The 14895-nt window shown below is 63.8% G+C and carries 16 protein-coding genes; 6 read left to right on the top strand and 10 right to left on the bottom strand.

Features of this window, described 5'->3' with window-relative positions:
- Positions 1-123: 123 nt before the first annotated feature.
- Positions 124-1908, top strand: a complete 1785-nt coding sequence (locus tag AFIC_RS07080; protein WP_275248420.1) for a TadE/TadG family type IV pilus assembly protein — start codon at positions 124-126, stop codon at positions 1906-1908.
- 97 nt (positions 1909-2005) lie between these two features.
- On the opposite strand, the gene AFIC_RS07075 is transcribed toward AFIC_RS07080, so the two are convergent.
- The gene (locus tag AFIC_RS07075) at positions 2006-2338 is read right to left on the bottom strand and encodes a phasin family protein (RefSeq protein ID WP_275248419.1); all 333 of its coding nucleotides are present in this window, start codon (positions 2336-2338) and stop codon (positions 2006-2008) included.
- 386 nt (positions 2339-2724) lie between these two features.
- Between AFIC_RS07075 and AFIC_RS07070 the strand changes: the two genes are divergently transcribed.
- Positions 2725-4518 (top strand): serine hydrolase, encoded by a 1794-nt coding sequence (locus AFIC_RS07070; RefSeq protein WP_275248418.1) that lies wholly within the window; start codon positions 2725-2727, stop codon positions 4516-4518.
- Positions 4519-4740: 222 nt separating this feature from the next.
- Here the strand turns inward: AFIC_RS07070 and AFIC_RS07065 are convergent, their stop codons facing one another.
- On the bottom strand, positions 4741-5475 hold the full coding sequence (locus tag AFIC_RS07065) for a DnaJ domain-containing protein (protein ID WP_275248417.1): 735 nt from the start codon (positions 5473-5475) through the stop codon (positions 4741-4743).
- A gap of 63 nt (positions 5476-5538) precedes the next feature.
- Entirely contained in the window at positions 5539-6441 is a 903-nt protein-coding gene (locus AFIC_RS07060; protein ID WP_275248416.1) for an alpha/beta hydrolase, read from the bottom strand.
- 246 nt (positions 6442-6687) lie between these two features.
- Between AFIC_RS07060 and panC the strand changes: the two genes are divergently transcribed.
- Positions 6688-7539, top strand: coding sequence for a pantoate--beta-alanine ligase (panC, locus tag AFIC_RS07055; protein WP_275248661.1), 852 nt, complete (start codon positions 6688-6690; stop codon positions 7537-7539).
- Between the two features lie 13 nt (positions 7540-7552).
- On the opposite strand, the gene AFIC_RS07050 is transcribed toward panC, so the two are convergent.
- The 4 genes from AFIC_RS07050 to AFIC_RS07035 all read right to left on the bottom strand — a co-directional run bounded on the left by AFIC_RS07050 (position 7553) and on the right by AFIC_RS07035 (position 10192).
- The gene (locus AFIC_RS07050) at positions 7553-7990 is read right to left on the bottom strand and encodes a DUF1489 family protein (protein ID WP_275248415.1); all 438 of its coding nucleotides are present in this window, start codon (positions 7988-7990) and stop codon (positions 7553-7555) included.
- Positions 7991-8061: 71 nt separating this feature from the next.
- Entirely contained in the window at positions 8062-8991 is a 930-nt protein-coding gene (locus AFIC_RS07045) for a hypothetical protein (RefSeq protein WP_420833372.1), read from the bottom strand.
- A gap of 85 nt (positions 8992-9076) precedes the next feature.
- Positions 9077-9268 carry a hypothetical protein gene (locus tag AFIC_RS07040; RefSeq protein WP_275248413.1) on the bottom strand — a complete coding sequence of 64 codons (192 nt, stop codon included), beginning with the start codon at positions 9266-9268 and terminating at the stop codon, positions 9077-9079.
- Between the two features lie 267 nt (positions 9269-9535).
- A complete protein-coding gene (locus AFIC_RS07035; RefSeq protein ID WP_275248412.1) occupies positions 9536-10192 on the bottom strand; it encodes a glutathione S-transferase family protein in 657 nt (218 codons plus the stop codon).
- Between the two features lie 111 nt (positions 10193-10303).
- Between AFIC_RS07035 and AFIC_RS07030 the strand changes: the two genes are divergently transcribed.
- The gene (locus AFIC_RS07030; RefSeq protein ID WP_275248411.1) at positions 10304-10591 is read left to right on the top strand and encodes a DUF3253 domain-containing protein; all 288 of its coding nucleotides are present in this window, start codon (positions 10304-10306) and stop codon (positions 10589-10591) included.
- 5 nt (positions 10592-10596) lie between these two features.
- Here AFIC_RS07030 and AFIC_RS07025 read toward each other — a convergent pair whose 3' ends face one another.
- The 3 genes from AFIC_RS07025 to AFIC_RS07015 all read right to left on the bottom strand — a co-directional run bounded on the left by AFIC_RS07025 (position 10597) and on the right by AFIC_RS07015 (position 12653).
- Positions 10597-11391, bottom strand: coding sequence for a YdcF family protein (locus AFIC_RS07025; protein ID WP_275248410.1), 795 nt, complete (start codon positions 11389-11391; stop codon positions 10597-10599).
- Positions 11392-11450: 59 nt separating this feature from the next.
- Positions 11451-12266, bottom strand: a complete 816-nt coding sequence (locus tag AFIC_RS07020) for an aldo/keto reductase (RefSeq protein WP_275248409.1) — start codon at positions 12264-12266, stop codon at positions 11451-11453.
- Positions 12267-12335: 69 nt separating this feature from the next.
- Positions 12336-12653 carry a helix-turn-helix domain-containing protein gene (locus tag AFIC_RS07015; RefSeq protein ID WP_275248408.1) on the bottom strand — a complete coding sequence of 106 codons (318 nt, stop codon included), beginning with the start codon at positions 12651-12653 and terminating at the stop codon, positions 12336-12338.
- Between the two features lie 220 nt (positions 12654-12873).
- Here AFIC_RS07015 and AFIC_RS07010 point away from each other — a divergent pair, with 220 nt between their 5' ends.
- Both AFIC_RS07010 and AFIC_RS07005 read left to right on the top strand, forming a co-directional pair.
- The gene (locus AFIC_RS07010; RefSeq protein WP_275248407.1) at positions 12874-13665 is read left to right on the top strand and encodes a polysaccharide deacetylase family protein; all 792 of its coding nucleotides are present in this window, start codon (positions 12874-12876) and stop codon (positions 13663-13665) included.
- 62 nt (positions 13666-13727) lie between these two features.
- Entirely contained in the window at positions 13728-14810 is a 1083-nt protein-coding gene (locus AFIC_RS07005; RefSeq protein ID WP_275248406.1) for a polysaccharide deacetylase family protein, read from the top strand.
- The last annotated feature ends 85 nt before the right edge of the window (positions 14811-14895 follow it).

The following is a 14895-nucleotide window of genomic DNA, read 5'->3' as shown; positions in this document are numbered from 1 at the left end:
GCGCGCGGAGGACCAAAAAGGCGGCATTTTAGGAATGTCCTCGGGTTTACTCGCATCATTTTACTACCTCTTCACCCGGCGGCTCTAAGCAAAGTTCCAGATACAACCAGTCTGGTGGCAGCAATGAGCTTCCCGTCGATTACGCATCTCACCCGCCTCGTACGGCGATTCCAGACGGACACCCGCGGCAACGTCGCGATCATTTTCGCCATCGTGTCGATCCCGCTGGTGGCGCTCGTCGGCGCCGCGGTGGACTACACGCGCGCGGTCTCCGACCGCACCGCGCTTCAGAGCGCGCTCGACAGCGCCGCGCTGATGATCTCCAAGGACGCCGCGACAATGACGGCGAGCCAGATCACCACCCGCGCGCGACAATATGTCGATGCGCTTTACACCGCCACCGAGGCCCCGATCCAGAATTTCACAGCGACCTACACGCCAAACAGCGGCAGCGGCGCCTCCATCCTGCTGTCGGCCAACGGCACCATGCCGACCTATTTCATGAGAGTGCTCGGCAACAACTTCAGCACGCTCCCGGTCGCCACATCCTCGACCACGAAATGGGGCAGCACCCGGATGCGCGTGGCGCTGGTGCTCGACAACACCGGCTCGATGGCCCAGAACGGCAAGATGTCTGCGCTGCAAAGCGCCGCCACCGACATGATCACGAAACTGTCGGCCTTCAACGTCAACACGGGCGACGTCTATATTTCCATCGTTCCCTTCGCCAAGGACGTGAACGTCGGCATCTCGAACGTGAGCCAGACCTGGCTGAACTGGACCGAATGGATGGCTGAGCCGCCCTATCTGCGGCAGAACGGTTATCCCAACAATCTCGCCAGTTCGGCAGGCATTACCACGCCCGGCGTCTGGATCGACATGACCGGTCCCAAGTCGAGTTGCCCCTTTACCAACAGTTCCCACGGCTTCACATGCACCGACAGGCCGGCGACGCTGTCCAGCGCCAACAGCGCGAGCAAGATCCCGTCGACCGGCAATTACAACGGCATGATCTGTCCTGGCATGGACAGCGGCAACAGGCTGTCAGGCAAATACCGCATCTACTACAATGGCTGTTACACGAGCGTGCCGGTCACGCTCAAGTGGACCGGATCATCCGCGACTTGCACCGGAAAGCCCAGCGGTTGCAGCTGCACGGGTTCAGGCTCGAGCAAGGTTTGCACCCTGGCCGCATACCGGCATGACTGGCGCAACGTGCCCGCCGATCCGAACGCCATTCCCGCCGCGGATTCGTCCCTGACGAAATACGCGGCGACAAATCCCTCCGATTCCGCATCGAACGGCGGCTGGGAGGGCTGCGTCAACGACCGCGACCAGAATTTCGACACCACCAATGACGCGATGTCAGGTTCGGGCACTCCTTCGAAATTGCCTTATCCCGAACAGTGGGCTGACTGCCTGCCTGCCACCATCACGCCGATGAGCAATCAGTGGAGCAATCTGAAGTCTCAGATCAACGCGATGACTCCGAGCGGCAACACCGACCAGGCCGTCGGCCTGTTCTGGGGCTGGCAAACGCTGAATACCGCAAACGATCCATTCAAGGCGCCGGCAAAAGACCCCAACTGGGTCTACAAGGATTATATCGTGCTGCTGTCCGACGGTCTGAACACCCAGAACCGCTGGACCCAGACGGTCTCCGACATCGATTCCCGGCAGGAGACCCTGTGCAAGAACATCAAGGACCCGGCCCAGAACGGCGGCAACCAGATCACCGTCTTCTCCATCCAGGTCAACATCAACAGCAGGGACCCGACCTCGCAGGTGCTCCAGGATTGCGCCACCCCGGGCGCCGGATACTTCCAGATGATCACCCAGTCGACCCAGACGGCGGATGCCTTCAACAACATTCTGGCAACGATCGCCAAGCTGCGCATCTCGCAATAAGCCCGCGCGGGCCAAATGCGGACGCCGATCGCGGCACCCGGCAAACAAAAAGCCCGGCTTTTCAGCCGGGCTTTTCTCATTCAATAGAGCGTCGCGCTTAGTGCTGCGTGTACTTGGAAACCAGACCTTCGAACGGCTTGTAGGTTTCCTTGGCGAGGTCGGAATAGAGCTGGCCGATCTTCTGCGCTTCGGCCACGAACGTCTCGTAGGCGGTCTTGGCGTATTCACTCTGAACTTCGAGCGCCTTGTCGAGCGACTTCACGCCCGAGAGCTTCTCGACATAACCCTTGGTGTCTTCATACGACTTCTTCGAGTAGTCGCCGAACGCGACGGCGATCGCCTGAAAGCCGTTGGCAACATTGCGAGCAGAGGCCACCGCGGCGTCGAGCTGCTCTTTGCTTTGCTGCTGGAAATCTTCCACTTTGAACATGGTTCGTCCTTTCAAAAGACGGAACGGATGATAATGGGTGCCGGGTGTCCCGATCACGAAACCGGCATATCGCATTGCACAAAGCATGTCAATAATTTTGTGCGACGCACAACAAAAATCGCCTCAAATCCCGCTCATTGAGGAAACGCTTCGTTAAGCCTTTGGCAACTGCCGACCCGTATTTTGATCTACCTGTGTTTCGCGGAAAACCGGGAAGCCGAAAATAAACATCCCTTCAATTACTTATGGAACCGGGCAATCGACGTCCGGCTCCATTGGGAAAGAAAGGGTGTTCCACTACCGGCTAGGGCGGACAAGAGCCCGGCCGGCGCAATTTGGCCTCAGAACGAGGTCAAGAGATCTCTGGAATCGGGACGGGGAAGTTCATGCTCGGTGTCAGTTTCGCGTCCGGCAGGACAGCACGCTACCTCATGCTTGCCCTTGCCACCGTCTCCCTCACGCTGATGTTCACGGATCACGCCGACGCGCGCCGGCGCCATCACCGGCACCATCGCGTCCATGTGAAGCATTCCAGCTACAACCCGCCTTTCGCTTCCATCGTCGTCGATGCCAATTCCGGCGGAACGCTACAATCCACCAATGCCGACGCGCTGCGCCATCCCGCGTCGCTGACCAAGATCATGACGCTCTACATGCTGTTCGAACAGCTCGAGAGCGGAAAGCTGCGGCTGGATTCCCAGCTTGAAGTGTCGCGCCACGCCTCCGTGCAGGCCCCGACCAAGCTCGGCCTTCGCCCCGGCCAGACCATTCGCGTCGAGGACGCCATCAAGGGCATCGTCACCCGTTCGGCCAATGACGCCGCCGTGGTGGTGGCCGAGGCGATCGGCGGCAGCGAGGAAAATTTCTGCAAGATGATGACGCGCAAGGCCCGCGCGCTCGGCATGAGCAAGACCACCTACGTCAACGCATCGGGCCTGCCGGACGACGATCAGATCACCACCGCGCGCGATCAGGCCACCCTCGGCCGCGCGATCCAGGACCGCTTCCCGACCTACTACCGTTATTTCTCCACTTCGGTCTTCACCTGGCGCGGCAGCCCGATCCGCAACCATAACCACCTGCTCGGCCAGATGGATGGCGTCGACGGCATCAAGACCGGCTACGTCCGCGCGTCGGGCTTCAATCTCGTCACCAACATCCGTCGCGGCAACCGCCACCTCGTCGGCGTGGTGCTCGGCGGCCGCAGCGGCGGCTCGCGCGATGCGACCATGCGCAGGCTGCTCGCGGAGCATCTCGACGAAGGCGCGACGCGCCGCACCGTCGCCGCGATCACCGAACGCAACCCCTCGCGCACGGCCAGCGACGAGGAGCCCGCCGCGAAGACTCCGTCCCGCCCGGCGCCCGCGCCCGTCGAGGTTGCTTCCGCCGCACCGGAGTCTATTCCCACGCCCGCGCCGCGTGCGCCGGAGCCGGCCGCGAAGCCTGAGCCCGCACCTCTCACCAGCGGCGTGATCGCCTCAAAGCTCGCCGCCATTCCCGGTTCGGCGGAGCCGATGAAACCAGTGCGCGTCAAGACGGTTCAGGTCCGCATGGCGCAGGCCAAGACGATTGCCCAAAACGCCATCAAGGCTGCGATGCCGAGAACCGCGAATGCGGCGCCGGTCGCCGAGGCAGCGCCTGAAGCCGCGCCCGCCGCATCTGTCGCGGCATCCGCAGGCCATCCCGCTTTCCCAGCACCGCTGCCGATCGTGATTACCCGCAACACCCCCGGCCTCGGTGAAGCCTCGATCGGCACGCCCGCGCCCTCGCCCTCCTCCACCATGGCCTATGCCGATCCCAATCGCGGCCCGCCCCCGATGACGCTCGGCGCGCAGGCCCGCGCGATGGAAGCCAGCGCACCTGCCCCGCAAGTCGTCGCATCCGCCGCCCCGTCGCAGGACATCGCGCCTTCGACCGGCACCAAGCCCGTGGCCCACAGCGGATGGATCATTCAGGTCGGCGCGCTTGAATCCGAGTCGGAAGCCCGCCAGCGCCTCAATGCCGCGCGTGAAAACGCAGGCCGCTATCTCGGCCGCGCCGATCCCTTCACCGAAGTGTTCTCGAAGGGACGCAAGACCTATTACCGTGCCCGCTTCGCCGGTCTCAGTCAGGATTCCGCCGAAGCCGCCTGCAAGGTGCTCAAGCGTTCCGACATCAGTTGCATGACCATTCGCAACTGATTGTTTCGACCCGTTCAGGGAAAACGCCCGCGGTTTTCGCGGGCGTTTTTTTGTGCGCGCGAATGCCGCGCTTAATTTTCCGGCTGACAACCCTTTTTCAAGGTTTGGTCTCTAAAACCTTAACCGCATAACGACCGCGCCGGACAACGGCGGGCATTTGCGGGGCATCATCAGAGACGCGACCAGCGCCGCTCGACAGGATTTGAGTCTTGTTGCGTGGAGTTAGCGTTGATGCGTGCGAAGAAGAGTGTCCTTGGCCTCGTTGACACGGGCCGCGAGGTACGTCGACCCCCCCTGGTCGGGATGCAGTTTCTTCATCAGCCCTCGGTGAGCGCGGCTGATTTCATCGCGCCCCGCCCCGCGTTGCAGGCCAAGGATCTGATAGGCCTCCTCCGCCGTCATTTTGCCGCTCGCCGCCATGCCGCGATGCTGGCGAGCACCCCCTCCTGCCGCTGCGTCATGCGCGTCTTCACGCCATCCGGCAAACCGGCGGTCAAGATAACTTTCCAGAAGGGCCCGGCTCTGTTCGTCGAACCCGCGCGCCAGCCGCAGCAGGTCCGCGAGCGCGAATTCGCCGAGCATACGCCCCGCTTCGGCGCCGGCAATCACGCGCCCGTCAAGCGCACCGGTACGGCGGTCGAGCGTCAGCTCTATAAACTGGGATCGTATCTGGGACTGCTGCCCGTCTGAGCGGACCGCCGGACCGCCCCAGCCGAACTTCGAGGCAAGCTCCGCGCCGAGCGGCGCGTAGCCCAGCAACCCCAGCCCGAACAGGCCGAGCGGAATCGCGACGACCAGTTCGCCCCGCGCGCCGATCCATGCGGCGAACGCCAGCGCCAGCACGCCGCCGATGCGCCGCACCAGCCGCGCCAGCAGTTTCGGATCGGCGGAACGGATCACGTTGAGCCCCATATAGATCAGGGCGAGCACGACGATTCCGGCAATAAGGCTGACCATCAAATATCCGGCTGAATTTCAGGCGCGCGAGCGGCGCAAAAGGACGCGAGGCATTTTATATCATTACTGCGCCGATTTCGTCGCCTGCGCGCCGGGAGGCGGCGGCACATCGATCTTGTCGGTATCGACCGGCGCTAGCTCGCTGTCCTTATCCTTGCTCAGGAACTTCGACAGCGTGTCCTCGATGCTGAGTTTCATGCCGTCGGGGCCACGATCCGACATGTCGGTGTGGCGATACTTGGTGTTGACGACCGTCACATCCTTGCCGCCTTGCGGCACGACGCCGGCGTCGGGAACGAATTCGGGGTCTTTCGAGCGGAACGTCAGGATTCTGAACGCGCCCTGTAGCGGTACGCGCAGGTTGTCGAGCGTGATGACGTCAGCGACTATATCGGGATGCTTTTCGGCGAAGTACATCGCGATGTCGCCGCCATTGGAATGGCCAACCAGAGTCAGGCGCTTGTAGTTGGCATGCGGCTCATGCTTGGCGACCTCGTGAATCGCAAACAGGATGTTGGCCATGCCGCGCGCATAGACCGGCTCGCGGCCGACATACGGTTCGCCCTTTCTGGTGACGAGCGGCGCATCGCTCGCAAGATCATGCTGGATCGAGATCGCGAGATAGCCGCGCCCGGCGAAAAAATTCGTCAGGAAGGAATATTCCGTGAAGCGCACGGTGTTGCCGTGATTGATGATGACGACCGGCATCGTGATCATCCCGGCATTGGCCCGCATCTCGACATCGCGCCGCACCGCGATGTCCACCTCGACGGGGCGCTGCCGGGCGCTGTCGTAGAGCGATAACGTCTGATGACGGATGCCCCACGTCACCGCCGCGAAGTAAGCGGCCATCGCCAGCACGGCCAGAATGGCCGTCGCAATCAGGATGCCCCGCGCAACGGGATGGTACTTCGGATGGAACCGAAAGCCCTGTTTTGCCCGGGGTGTAACGACTTCGGTTGTCATGGAAATAAGGTAATCACGTTCAGGCGAGCCGCAAAGCTACTTCTGGGGGGTGAGAGGTGGCCATGAGTTTTCGAGGGCGAATGCGGTGCACGGCTATCTGACCCGGATTCTCCAGCAAAAGCATTGCGTTCCCTTCGTGAATATCTACAAATCGGAGCCCGCCTGCGGCCCACGAAACCTGTAAGCCGCACAGCGACCGGATACCTTTCCGGCCGCATTGCCCCGCTCCTGCCAGTGTTGATGACAATGCCTCACACGCCTGCCGTTGCCCGCACCCTGCCCGTCTTGCGGCGAGTCCTCGACAATCTGCGCAAGCGCAAAAGCACCGTCGCGCTCGTGCCCACCATGGGCGCGCTTCATGACGGTCATATTTCACTGGTCCGGCTGGCGAAGCGGCGCGCCGACAAGGTCGTGGTGTCGATCTTCGTCAACCCGACGCAGTTCGCGCCGCATGAGGATTACGGCTCCTACCCGCGCACGTGGAAAGCCGACGCCACAAAACTCGCCTCGGAAGGCGTCGACCTGATCTGGAATCCGGACGCCAGGCTGATGTACCCGGAAGGTTTCGCCACCCGCGTGCAGGTCGAAGGTCCGGCCACCGCCGGGCTTGAGGATCGCTTCCGCCCGCATTTCTTCGGCGGCGTCGCCACCGTGGTCGCCAAGCTGCTCGCGCAGGTCCGCCCCGACGTCGCGATCTTCGGCGAGAAGGACTATCAGCAGTTGAAGGTGGTGACGCAGATGGCGCGCGATCTCGATCTCGGCGCGCGCATCGTCGGCGCGCCCATCATGCGCGAGCGCGACGGACTCGCGATGTCGTCGCGCAACCTTTACCTCACGCCGGACCAGCGCAAGGCCGCGCCCGCGCTGCACCGTTCGATGAAGGACGTGGTGCGGCGGCTGCGGAAGGGCGAGGATTTCGCCTCCACGCTCGCTGCCGGAGCGAAGCTGATCGGGGATGCCGGATTCAAGCTCGACTATCTCGAGGCGCGGCACGCCGAAACGCTCGCGCCGCTCACACAAATCGGCAGCGCACCGGCGCGCCTTCTGGCGGCGACGACCATCGGCACCACGCGGCTGATCGACAATATGAAAATCTGAAACGCGCGACCGCTCAGAGCAACCCCAACTCGCGCAATTCCTTGCGCATCGGCTCCGGCATGTCGATGAGGCCCTGCGGCGAGCCGCGCAGATCGGGCGGCACACTTTTGGCGTCGAGATAGCGCCAGCCCTGAAACGCGCGCATCGGGCGCGGCGACACCGGCACAAGTCTGGTTTCCATCACCAGCCGGCAACGCCCGATGCCGTCCTTGTCGCGGAACGGCTCGATCGCGACCAGTTTCTGCCGCGCGGCGATCTCACCCTTGATGACCCAGTAGATCGAACCGCCATCGAGCAGTTCGGCATCGCGCTTGGGCGTCATCCGCGTCACATGGACATGGCGGACAGGCTTGCCCTTGGTGCGATTGGCCTTCGCGCGCTCGTCGATCCAATCCTTCAAATCGCGAAACGATGTCGCGCCGACAGAGAGTTTGACCAGATGTAACGGCATGATCTTCGAAAACGGGCCCCTTTCGGAGATAGGCCCGATGGCCCCACTCCCGCAACGTCCGCGCGCGAGTTTTACCGATTATTCTCAGGCGCTGGCGCAGCTGCCGGTGAGTCCGCCGCCGGCGGCGTCAGCGGGCGCGGATGCGAGGGAGCCGGTTTCTTCGCCGCCGCCTTGGGGGCCGCCGCCTTGGGCGTTGCGTGCGCGGGCTCGGCAGGCTTCGCCGGAACCGAGGCCGTCGCGGGCTCCGGCGCCATGATGCTGATCGGCGGGATCGAGGCCGAACTCGGGAAATCGCCCGACACCGGCTTGCCGGTCGGCCGTTCCGGCTCAGTCGGCGGCACGACGCCGGCGACCGGCGGCAGGGACGGCACTGGCTGCCCCCACACGGAAGCGTGCTTCGTCACCAGCGCATCATAGACGCGCTCGTTCATGTTGTTGGCGATCTGCGCGGTGTTGGTGAGGGAGGCAAAGAACGCGCATTTCGACAGCGTGCACTCGTCCCGCGTCGCAAGCACATGGGCCACGATGCCGAAGCGGTCGCGTTCCACGGCCCGGCGCAGCGCACGCAGGGCCGGTGTCATCACCTTGTTGGCGGAAGCCACATCGCCATGGGATTCGAGGCGGGAAATCTGCGCCGCCGTATAGGAGACGGCGGCTGCGGTCGCTTCGGCCGACGCGAACACGGCGCGCTCGCAACCCGCCTCGACGGCTTCGCCCGCCAGTTCATCGAGACACGCCAGTGCGGGCAAGGCCGCGAAATCCGTCGGAGCCGCGACGGAGGCAGACTGTTGCCGGGCGGAGGAATCATGCGTCAGGGACGTTGCGGCGAGGCCCACAACCAGCAGCACAATCACCACGACCGCGCCAACCGCGAGCGGCCGCCGGGACCTGAACAAGGCGACGATGAACGCCACCGCGAACAGCACCACCGCGGCGACGATGAGCATCATCGGGAGATTCGACGAAAGATCGGAAAGGCTGGCGGCGAAAGCCCGGTTCATCCGCGGTTACCTCTACTGTCCCGCTGTGCGGGAAACGCGCCGGGCACGAAAACGGGGCCGCAGATCGCGGCCCCGGAAGCAGATATCAGGCGCCGGCGAGCTGGCTTTCGCGCGCCACGCGCTCGAACGCCTCGGTCGAGCTTTTGATGCGATACTGATAGTCGTCGCCATCGGTCGGCAGCAACCGGATCACTTCGTAGGTGCCGCTCGCTGCGGGACGCGACACGTTGCTGGCCGTGAAATAGACCGTCTCTCCAATGCCGAACTTGTGCTTCAACGCTCTGCTCCATCACTCGAAACGCAAACTGCCGCCCTACAAAAGACCGGCGGCAGGTTCTGATGATTGGAGGCTGTATAGCATGCGGGTGCATCTTTTGCCAGCCAAAGGACGCATGGCAAGTACGCCAATATTGCAATCTTTTCAGTAAGATAAGTAAACGAAAGCAGATCGCGAAGGATCAAGGTATTAAAATGCCGTCTGTTATTCCATTGTTACTTCAATACCTTGGGTGATTCCGGATAACCTCGCACCCGGTTCCTGCCGCTAGTCGGCCTCGAAACGCTCGATCACAAGGGTTTCCGCCAGCGCCTGCTCGGTCCATTCCGCGAAAGCCGGGTGAGCGAGCATGGCCTCCATGTAAGCACGCACAGGTTGCGAGACCTCGATGGCATAGGTGCGGAAGCGGTGGACCACCGGGGCATACATCGCATCCGCCGCCGTGAAAGCTCCAAACAGGAACGGCCCCGCCTGCCCGTAACGCGCGCGGCAACCGGTCCAGATCTCCTGGACGCGGGCGATGTTCTCCCTCGCCTCGTCCGACAATGCCTTGGGGCGGATCGGACGATGGATGTTCATGCCGCATTCCCGGCGCAGCGCGCCGAAGCCGCCATGCATCTCCGCGCTGATGGCGCGGGCGTGGGCACGCGCGGCGGTGTCTTTGGGCCAAAGACCGGCGCCGGGAAATTTCTCGGCCAGATATTCGATGATCGCGATCGAATCCCACACCGTCACGTCGCCATCGGTCAGCACCGGCACCTTTCCGGCGGGCGATACATCGAGAATGCGCTGCTTGTCGTCCGCGCCGGCGTAAATCGGGATCAGCACTTCCCTGAAGGCGATGTTCGCGGCCTTCATCGCGAGCCACGGGCGGAACGACCACGACGAGTAATTCTTGTTGCCGATGTAAAGCGTCAGATTCATGTGCTGCTCCTGCGCCGCCGACTGTGCCACGCCGCCTCTCTCGCTCCAACATCCAATCCGTCAACGTCCGCGCCTCTTGCCCGCAACGGCCCGATGCGGCAAGGCAAGGTCATGTCCAAGTCCGATTCGGCCGCAGCCGCTTCTTCCGCATCCGCCCTTCCGCTCGAAGACGCCATCCTCGCCACCCTCGCGCGCGCTGGGCGTAAGACGCTCGGCGCACCGGAAATCGCCCACGCGATTGCGGATGGCGGCGACTGGCACGCGCTGCTGACGCCGATCCGCCGCGCGGCGGTCGCACTCGCGCAATCCGGACGGCTAATCATTTATCGCCACGGCAAGCCGGTCGATCCGAACGACTTTCGCGGCGTCTATCGCCTGGGGTTGCCGCGTCAGGATTGAGTCTGCTACGGCGCGGGAAACCATTCGGAGGTTCGTCCCGCGAGCCGGTAACCGACAAGCCCGACCCATTCGTGCACCGCGGTGTCGAGCCGGCCAAGACCGCCGCTCAATGTCAAAAACGGCCGCTTCGCATCGATCCAGCCGCGCGTGCGCCAATCCACCGGATAGGCTTCCACGTTGAATCCTTGCGCGCGGAAAACACCCATCGCACGCGGCATGTGATAGGCGGACGTCACCAGCAGCCATCGTTCGCCTGCCGCAGGATGAATGAGCGGGCGCGTGAACTCCGCGTTCTCGTAAGTGGTGCGCGAGCGCCCTTCCATCACGATCCGGTCGTCCGCGACACCAAGGTCTTCGAGAAACTTGCGGCCCACCTCCGCTTCCGTCGAGAGCGGATGAAACGGGTTGGCATTGCCGCCGCTCAGCACGATCCTCGCATTCGGAAAGCGCCGCGCGAGCACGGCGGCCGCCGTCATCCGCTCCGCCGACGAATTCATTTCCGGCGCGCCGCGCACCGCCGTCAGATCCGGGTTGATCGCGCCGCCAAGCACGATGATGCCGTCGGGCGCGCGCCCGTTCTCCTGCCAGGCGGGAAACCGTTCCGACAATGTCAGCAGCAGCACATTCCCGAGCGGCGAATATCCGCACACCAGCAGCAGCAGGATTCCCGCCGCGCCGACACGGACACCCGCGCGCCGCCATCGCGTCAGCGACAGCACCACGCCGATCAGGCAGATCGTCGCGACAAGATTGGAGGGCGTGACGAGGAATCCGAAGATTTTAGAGGCGAGATAGGTCATCGCCCGCTTATAGCCATTCGGATGCGGCGGCCTGAAGTCTTTTTATCGTGACAGATTTTTTAATCCCACTGGGGCGCGAAGCCGAAATCGGTGATGCGCCCTTCCCTTGAGCCCATCGCGAACAGCGCCGCCATGTCGTCATCGTCGAGGGTGAAATCGAACACGTCGAGATTTTCCGACAATCGCTCGATCTTCGAGGTGCGCGGAATCGCGACGACATTCTGCTGGATCAGCCAGCGCAGGCACACCTGCGCGGGGGTCTTGCCGTAACGCCGTCCGATCTCCGCGAGCGTGGCGTCGTTCTTGATGCGGCCCTTCGCGATCGGGCTATAGGCGATCATCGCAAGGCCATGGGCACGGCACGCCTCGATCACCTTGGTCTGATCGAGATAGGGATGATACTCGACCTGATCGCACACCAGCGGTTCGGCGCTGAGCGCCAGCGCCTGCTCCATCAATGCCACGGTGAAATTGGACAGGCCGATATGGCGCGTGAGGCCAAGCTCCCTGACCCGCGCCATCGCGCCGAGCGTCTCCGCCAGCGGCACCTGCGGGTTCGGCCAGTGCAGCAGCAGCAGATCGATTTCCGAGCGCAACCGCGACACGCTGTCCTTGACCGAGCGAACGAGTTCGTTCGGGGCGAAATGCGTGGTCCAGACTTTCGTAATCAGGAACACTTCATTGCGCGGCACGCCTGACAGGCGGATGCCGTCGCCGACCTCGCGCTCGTTTTCATAAACCTGCGCGGTATCGACAAGGCGATAGCCGAGCCGCAGCGCTTGCTCCACCGCCCGCGAGCAATCGCGCCCTTCCATTTCCCAGGTGCCCAGTCCCAGGATCGGTATCCGCGCTCCACCTGCCTCGACGAATTGCATGACGGCTCCTGCAACTTCGCAGCATACGATAGAAATGTGGGGGCGTTCCTGTCCGAACGCAATTCGCGATCAGCTACGCGGACCGTTGGCCGCAAGGGCTGCGAACACCATGTCCGGCGCATGGGCGATCACGGCCAGAAGCGCCCGCGCCGGTCCGCGCGGCGAGCGTTTGCCCTGCTCCCAGTTGCGAATGGTCTCGATCGGCACGCATAATTTTGTGGCGAATTCGGCCTGCGTCAGCTTGGCCCGCATCCGCAGCTCGCGCACATGCGGCGTCGCGCCCGCCTCGGAATCGATCGCGGACACGGCTCCCGCGACAAACGGGGCTTCCCGGCCGTCGACCACTTCGACGATCCGTCCATCCGCTTTCAGCCGCAACCGCTTCATCTGCCGTCCCACCATTGAGATGCGCTTATGGTCGGCCCTTTATGGTTAAGGCGGGGTTAAATTACCTCATAAGTGAGGCCCCGCCGCCGCCCGGAACATCCCCGCCATGCACTGCGAAAATCGGCATTGCGTCCGCAGTTGCGCCGCAATAGGCCATTGCCACGGCCAGAGGCAGCGCACCCGCATGCCGGCAGCCGAACCGCATGTCCGGTGCATTCAGATGAAGACCGCCCTTAATGCCTGTTTGATCGTCGGACTGGTGATGACCTGCGGCGATGTCCACGCCGCGCCCTGCCCGAGGCCGGACGCACTCGGCACCGCGCGCACGCTGGTGGTCGATGCCAAAACCACGCCGCGCGTCGGGCTGAAGAGTTTTCCGCAGACCCTGCCGCTCAACGACAAGGAAGTGGTGCTGACCTTCGACGATGGCCCCTTGCCCGCCACCACCGGCAAGGTGCTTGCGGCGTTGTCAGCCGAATGCGTGCAGGCGACATTCTTCGTGGTCGGCCGCAACGCCCAGGCCTCGCCCCAGATGCTTAAGGCCATGGTCCGGCAGGGCCACAGCGTCGGCAACCACACATGGTCGCATCCGATGCTGAACCAGATCGGCCACGCCAAGGCGCTTGCCGACATCGACAAGGGTTTCGCCGCCGACGATGCCGTGCTTGGCCCGGTCAGGCCCGGCGCCGCCCGGCTGTTCCGGTTTCCCTTCTTCGCTTCGACGCCCGCGCTCCTGGACGACATGGAAAGCCGCGGCGCGGTGGTGTTCGGCGCGGACCTGTGGGCGAGCGACTGGCTGAAGATGACCCCGCAACAGGAGCTGGATTTGCTGACGGCGCGGCTCGCCCATGCCCGCAAAGGCATCATCCTGCTGCACGACACCAAATATCAGACCGCCGCGATGCTCCCGGCCTTCCTGCGCTATCTCAAGCAGAACGGCTACAAGGTTGTGCATGTGGTGCCCGCGGGCGACACTTCTTCCACGCCGTCAAACGGACGCGCCGCCGATTAACCTGCCTTTCATAGAGGCCATCCACCCTGTCCCTGATCCCGCAAATCCGCTACGGCAGTTTCATGCGCTCTCTCGTCCTCCGCTCCGCCGCCACCCTGCTCGTGCTATCCGCCACGCCGTTCGCGCGCGCCGCCGAATGCCCCGGCCATCCCGATGCGCTCGGTACCTCGCGCACGCTCGTCGTCGATCCCACCGAGCATCCGCGCATCGGCACGATGCAGTACCCGGAGACGCTGCCGCTCGCCGACCATGAGGTGGTGCTGACCTTCGACGACGGCCCCCTGCCCAGGCACACCAAGCCGATCCTCGACATCCTCGCCGCCCAGTGCGTCAAGGCGACATTCTTCGTCGTCGGGCAGATGGTGAATGCCTACCCGCAGGAATTGCGCGCCGTCCGCGACGCCGGCCACACCATCGGCACCCACACCCAGCACCATCCCTTGCGGATGAACCGGATGTCGATCGAGGAGAACAAGGCCGAAATTGACGAGGGCATCGCCTCGGCTGCCGCCGCCCTCGGCGACCCGGCGCAGGTTGCGCCGTTCCTGCGCATCCCCGGCCTGTTGCGCTCCACCGAAGTCGAGGATTATCTGACCTCCAAAGGCATCCAGACCTGGAGCGCGGACTTCCCCGCCGACGACTGGCACCGCATCTCGCCCGCGCGCGTCACGCAACTTGCGATCAGCCGCCTCGAGGCCAAGGGGCGCGGCGTCCTGCTGCTGCACGACATTCAGGCGCGCACCGAAAAGGCGCTGCCGGGCATCCTGCGCGAGCTGAAGGCGCGCGGCTATCGCATCGTCCATGTCGTGCCCGCCACCAAGGACCTGCCGAAGACGCCGACCGCGCCCTGGCAATGGCGCCTGCATCCGGTCGAGCCTGTGCTGTCTGCCGCCGACGGCATGCGTTTCCGCTTTGCGCCCCAGCCGCGCCGCGCCGCCGACAAGACCGCAGCAATGGCTGCGGTGCCGGCAGTGGTGCAGACCTCGCGCAAGGGCGACATCAGCGCGTTGTGGTGGAACGTGTATGCCGGCGCACAGGACGCGACCGCGGCACTCTTGTCGTCGTCCTCCGCCGCGTTCCAGTTCGGCAAGGATATGTCGAAGCTGCCGCATTCCAGGGCTGCCTCGGCCCTACCGACGGAATAAGCGAGGTCCCGAGCCCGCCGTTGTCCCGGCGGTTTTTTCCATTCGCTGTGTCCCGCGCGCATCTATCGTCAAACCCCCGCCGTCA

The sequence above is a fragment of the [Pseudomonas] carboxydohydrogena genome, assembly GCF_029030725.1.
GTDB classification, from domain to species: domain Bacteria; phylum Pseudomonadota; class Alphaproteobacteria; order Rhizobiales; family Xanthobacteraceae; genus Afipia; species Afipia carboxydohydrogena.
Note: the sequence above shows the minus strand (reverse complement) of the source record. Positions and strands in the feature narration are given on the sequence as shown.

Coding starts and splice junctions, on each gene's coding strand:
- AFIC_RS07060 (WP_275248416.1), bottom strand. CDS start 6,441: ATGACAACCGAAGTCGTTACACCCCGGGCAAAACAGGGCTTTCGGTTC.
- AFIC_RS07035 (WP_275248412.1), bottom strand. CDS start 10,192: ATGAATCTGACGCTTTACATCGGCAACAAGAATTACTCGTCGTGGTCG.
- AFIC_RS07075 (WP_275248419.1), bottom strand. CDS start 2,338: ATGTTCAAAGTGGAAGATTTCCAGCAGCAAAGCAAAGAGCAGCTCGAC.
- AFIC_RS07030 (WP_275248411.1), top strand. CDS start 10,304: ATGTCCAAGTCCGATTCGGCCGCAGCCGCTTCTTCCGCATCCGCCCTT.
- AFIC_RS07005 (WP_275248406.1), top strand. CDS start 13,728: ATGCGCTCTCTCGTCCTCCGCTCCGCCGCCACCCTGCTCGTGCTATCC.
- AFIC_RS07050 (WP_275248415.1), bottom strand. CDS start 7,990: ATGCCGTTACATCTGGTCAAACTCTCTGTCGGCGCGACATCGTTTCGC.
- AFIC_RS07010 (WP_275248407.1), top strand. CDS start 12,874: ATGAAGACCGCCCTTAATGCCTGTTTGATCGTCGGACTGGTGATGACC.
- AFIC_RS07020 (WP_275248409.1), bottom strand. CDS start 12,266: ATGCAATTCGTCGAGGCAGGTGGAGCGCGGATACCGATCCTGGGACTG.
- AFIC_RS07045 (WP_420833372.1), bottom strand. CDS start 8,991: ATGAACCGGGCTTTCGCCGCCAGCCTTTCCGATCTTTCGTCGAATCTC.
- AFIC_RS07070 (WP_275248418.1), top strand. CDS start 2,725: ATGCTCGGTGTCAGTTTCGCGTCCGGCAGGACAGCACGCTACCTCATG.
- AFIC_RS07065 (WP_275248417.1), bottom strand. CDS start 5,475: ATGGTCAGCCTTATTGCCGGAATCGTCGTGCTCGCCCTGATCTATATG.
- AFIC_RS07080 (WP_275248420.1), top strand. CDS start 124: ATGAGCTTCCCGTCGATTACGCATCTCACCCGCCTCGTACGGCGATTC.
- AFIC_RS07025 (WP_275248410.1), bottom strand. CDS start 11,391: ATGACCTATCTCGCCTCTAAAATCTTCGGATTCCTCGTCACGCCCTCC.
- AFIC_RS07015 (WP_275248408.1), bottom strand. CDS start 12,653: ATGAAGCGGTTGCGGCTGAAAGCGGATGGACGGATCGTCGAAGTGGTC.
- panC (WP_275248661.1), top strand. CDS start 6,688: ATGCCTCACACGCCTGCCGTTGCCCGCACCCTGCCCGTCTTGCGGCGA.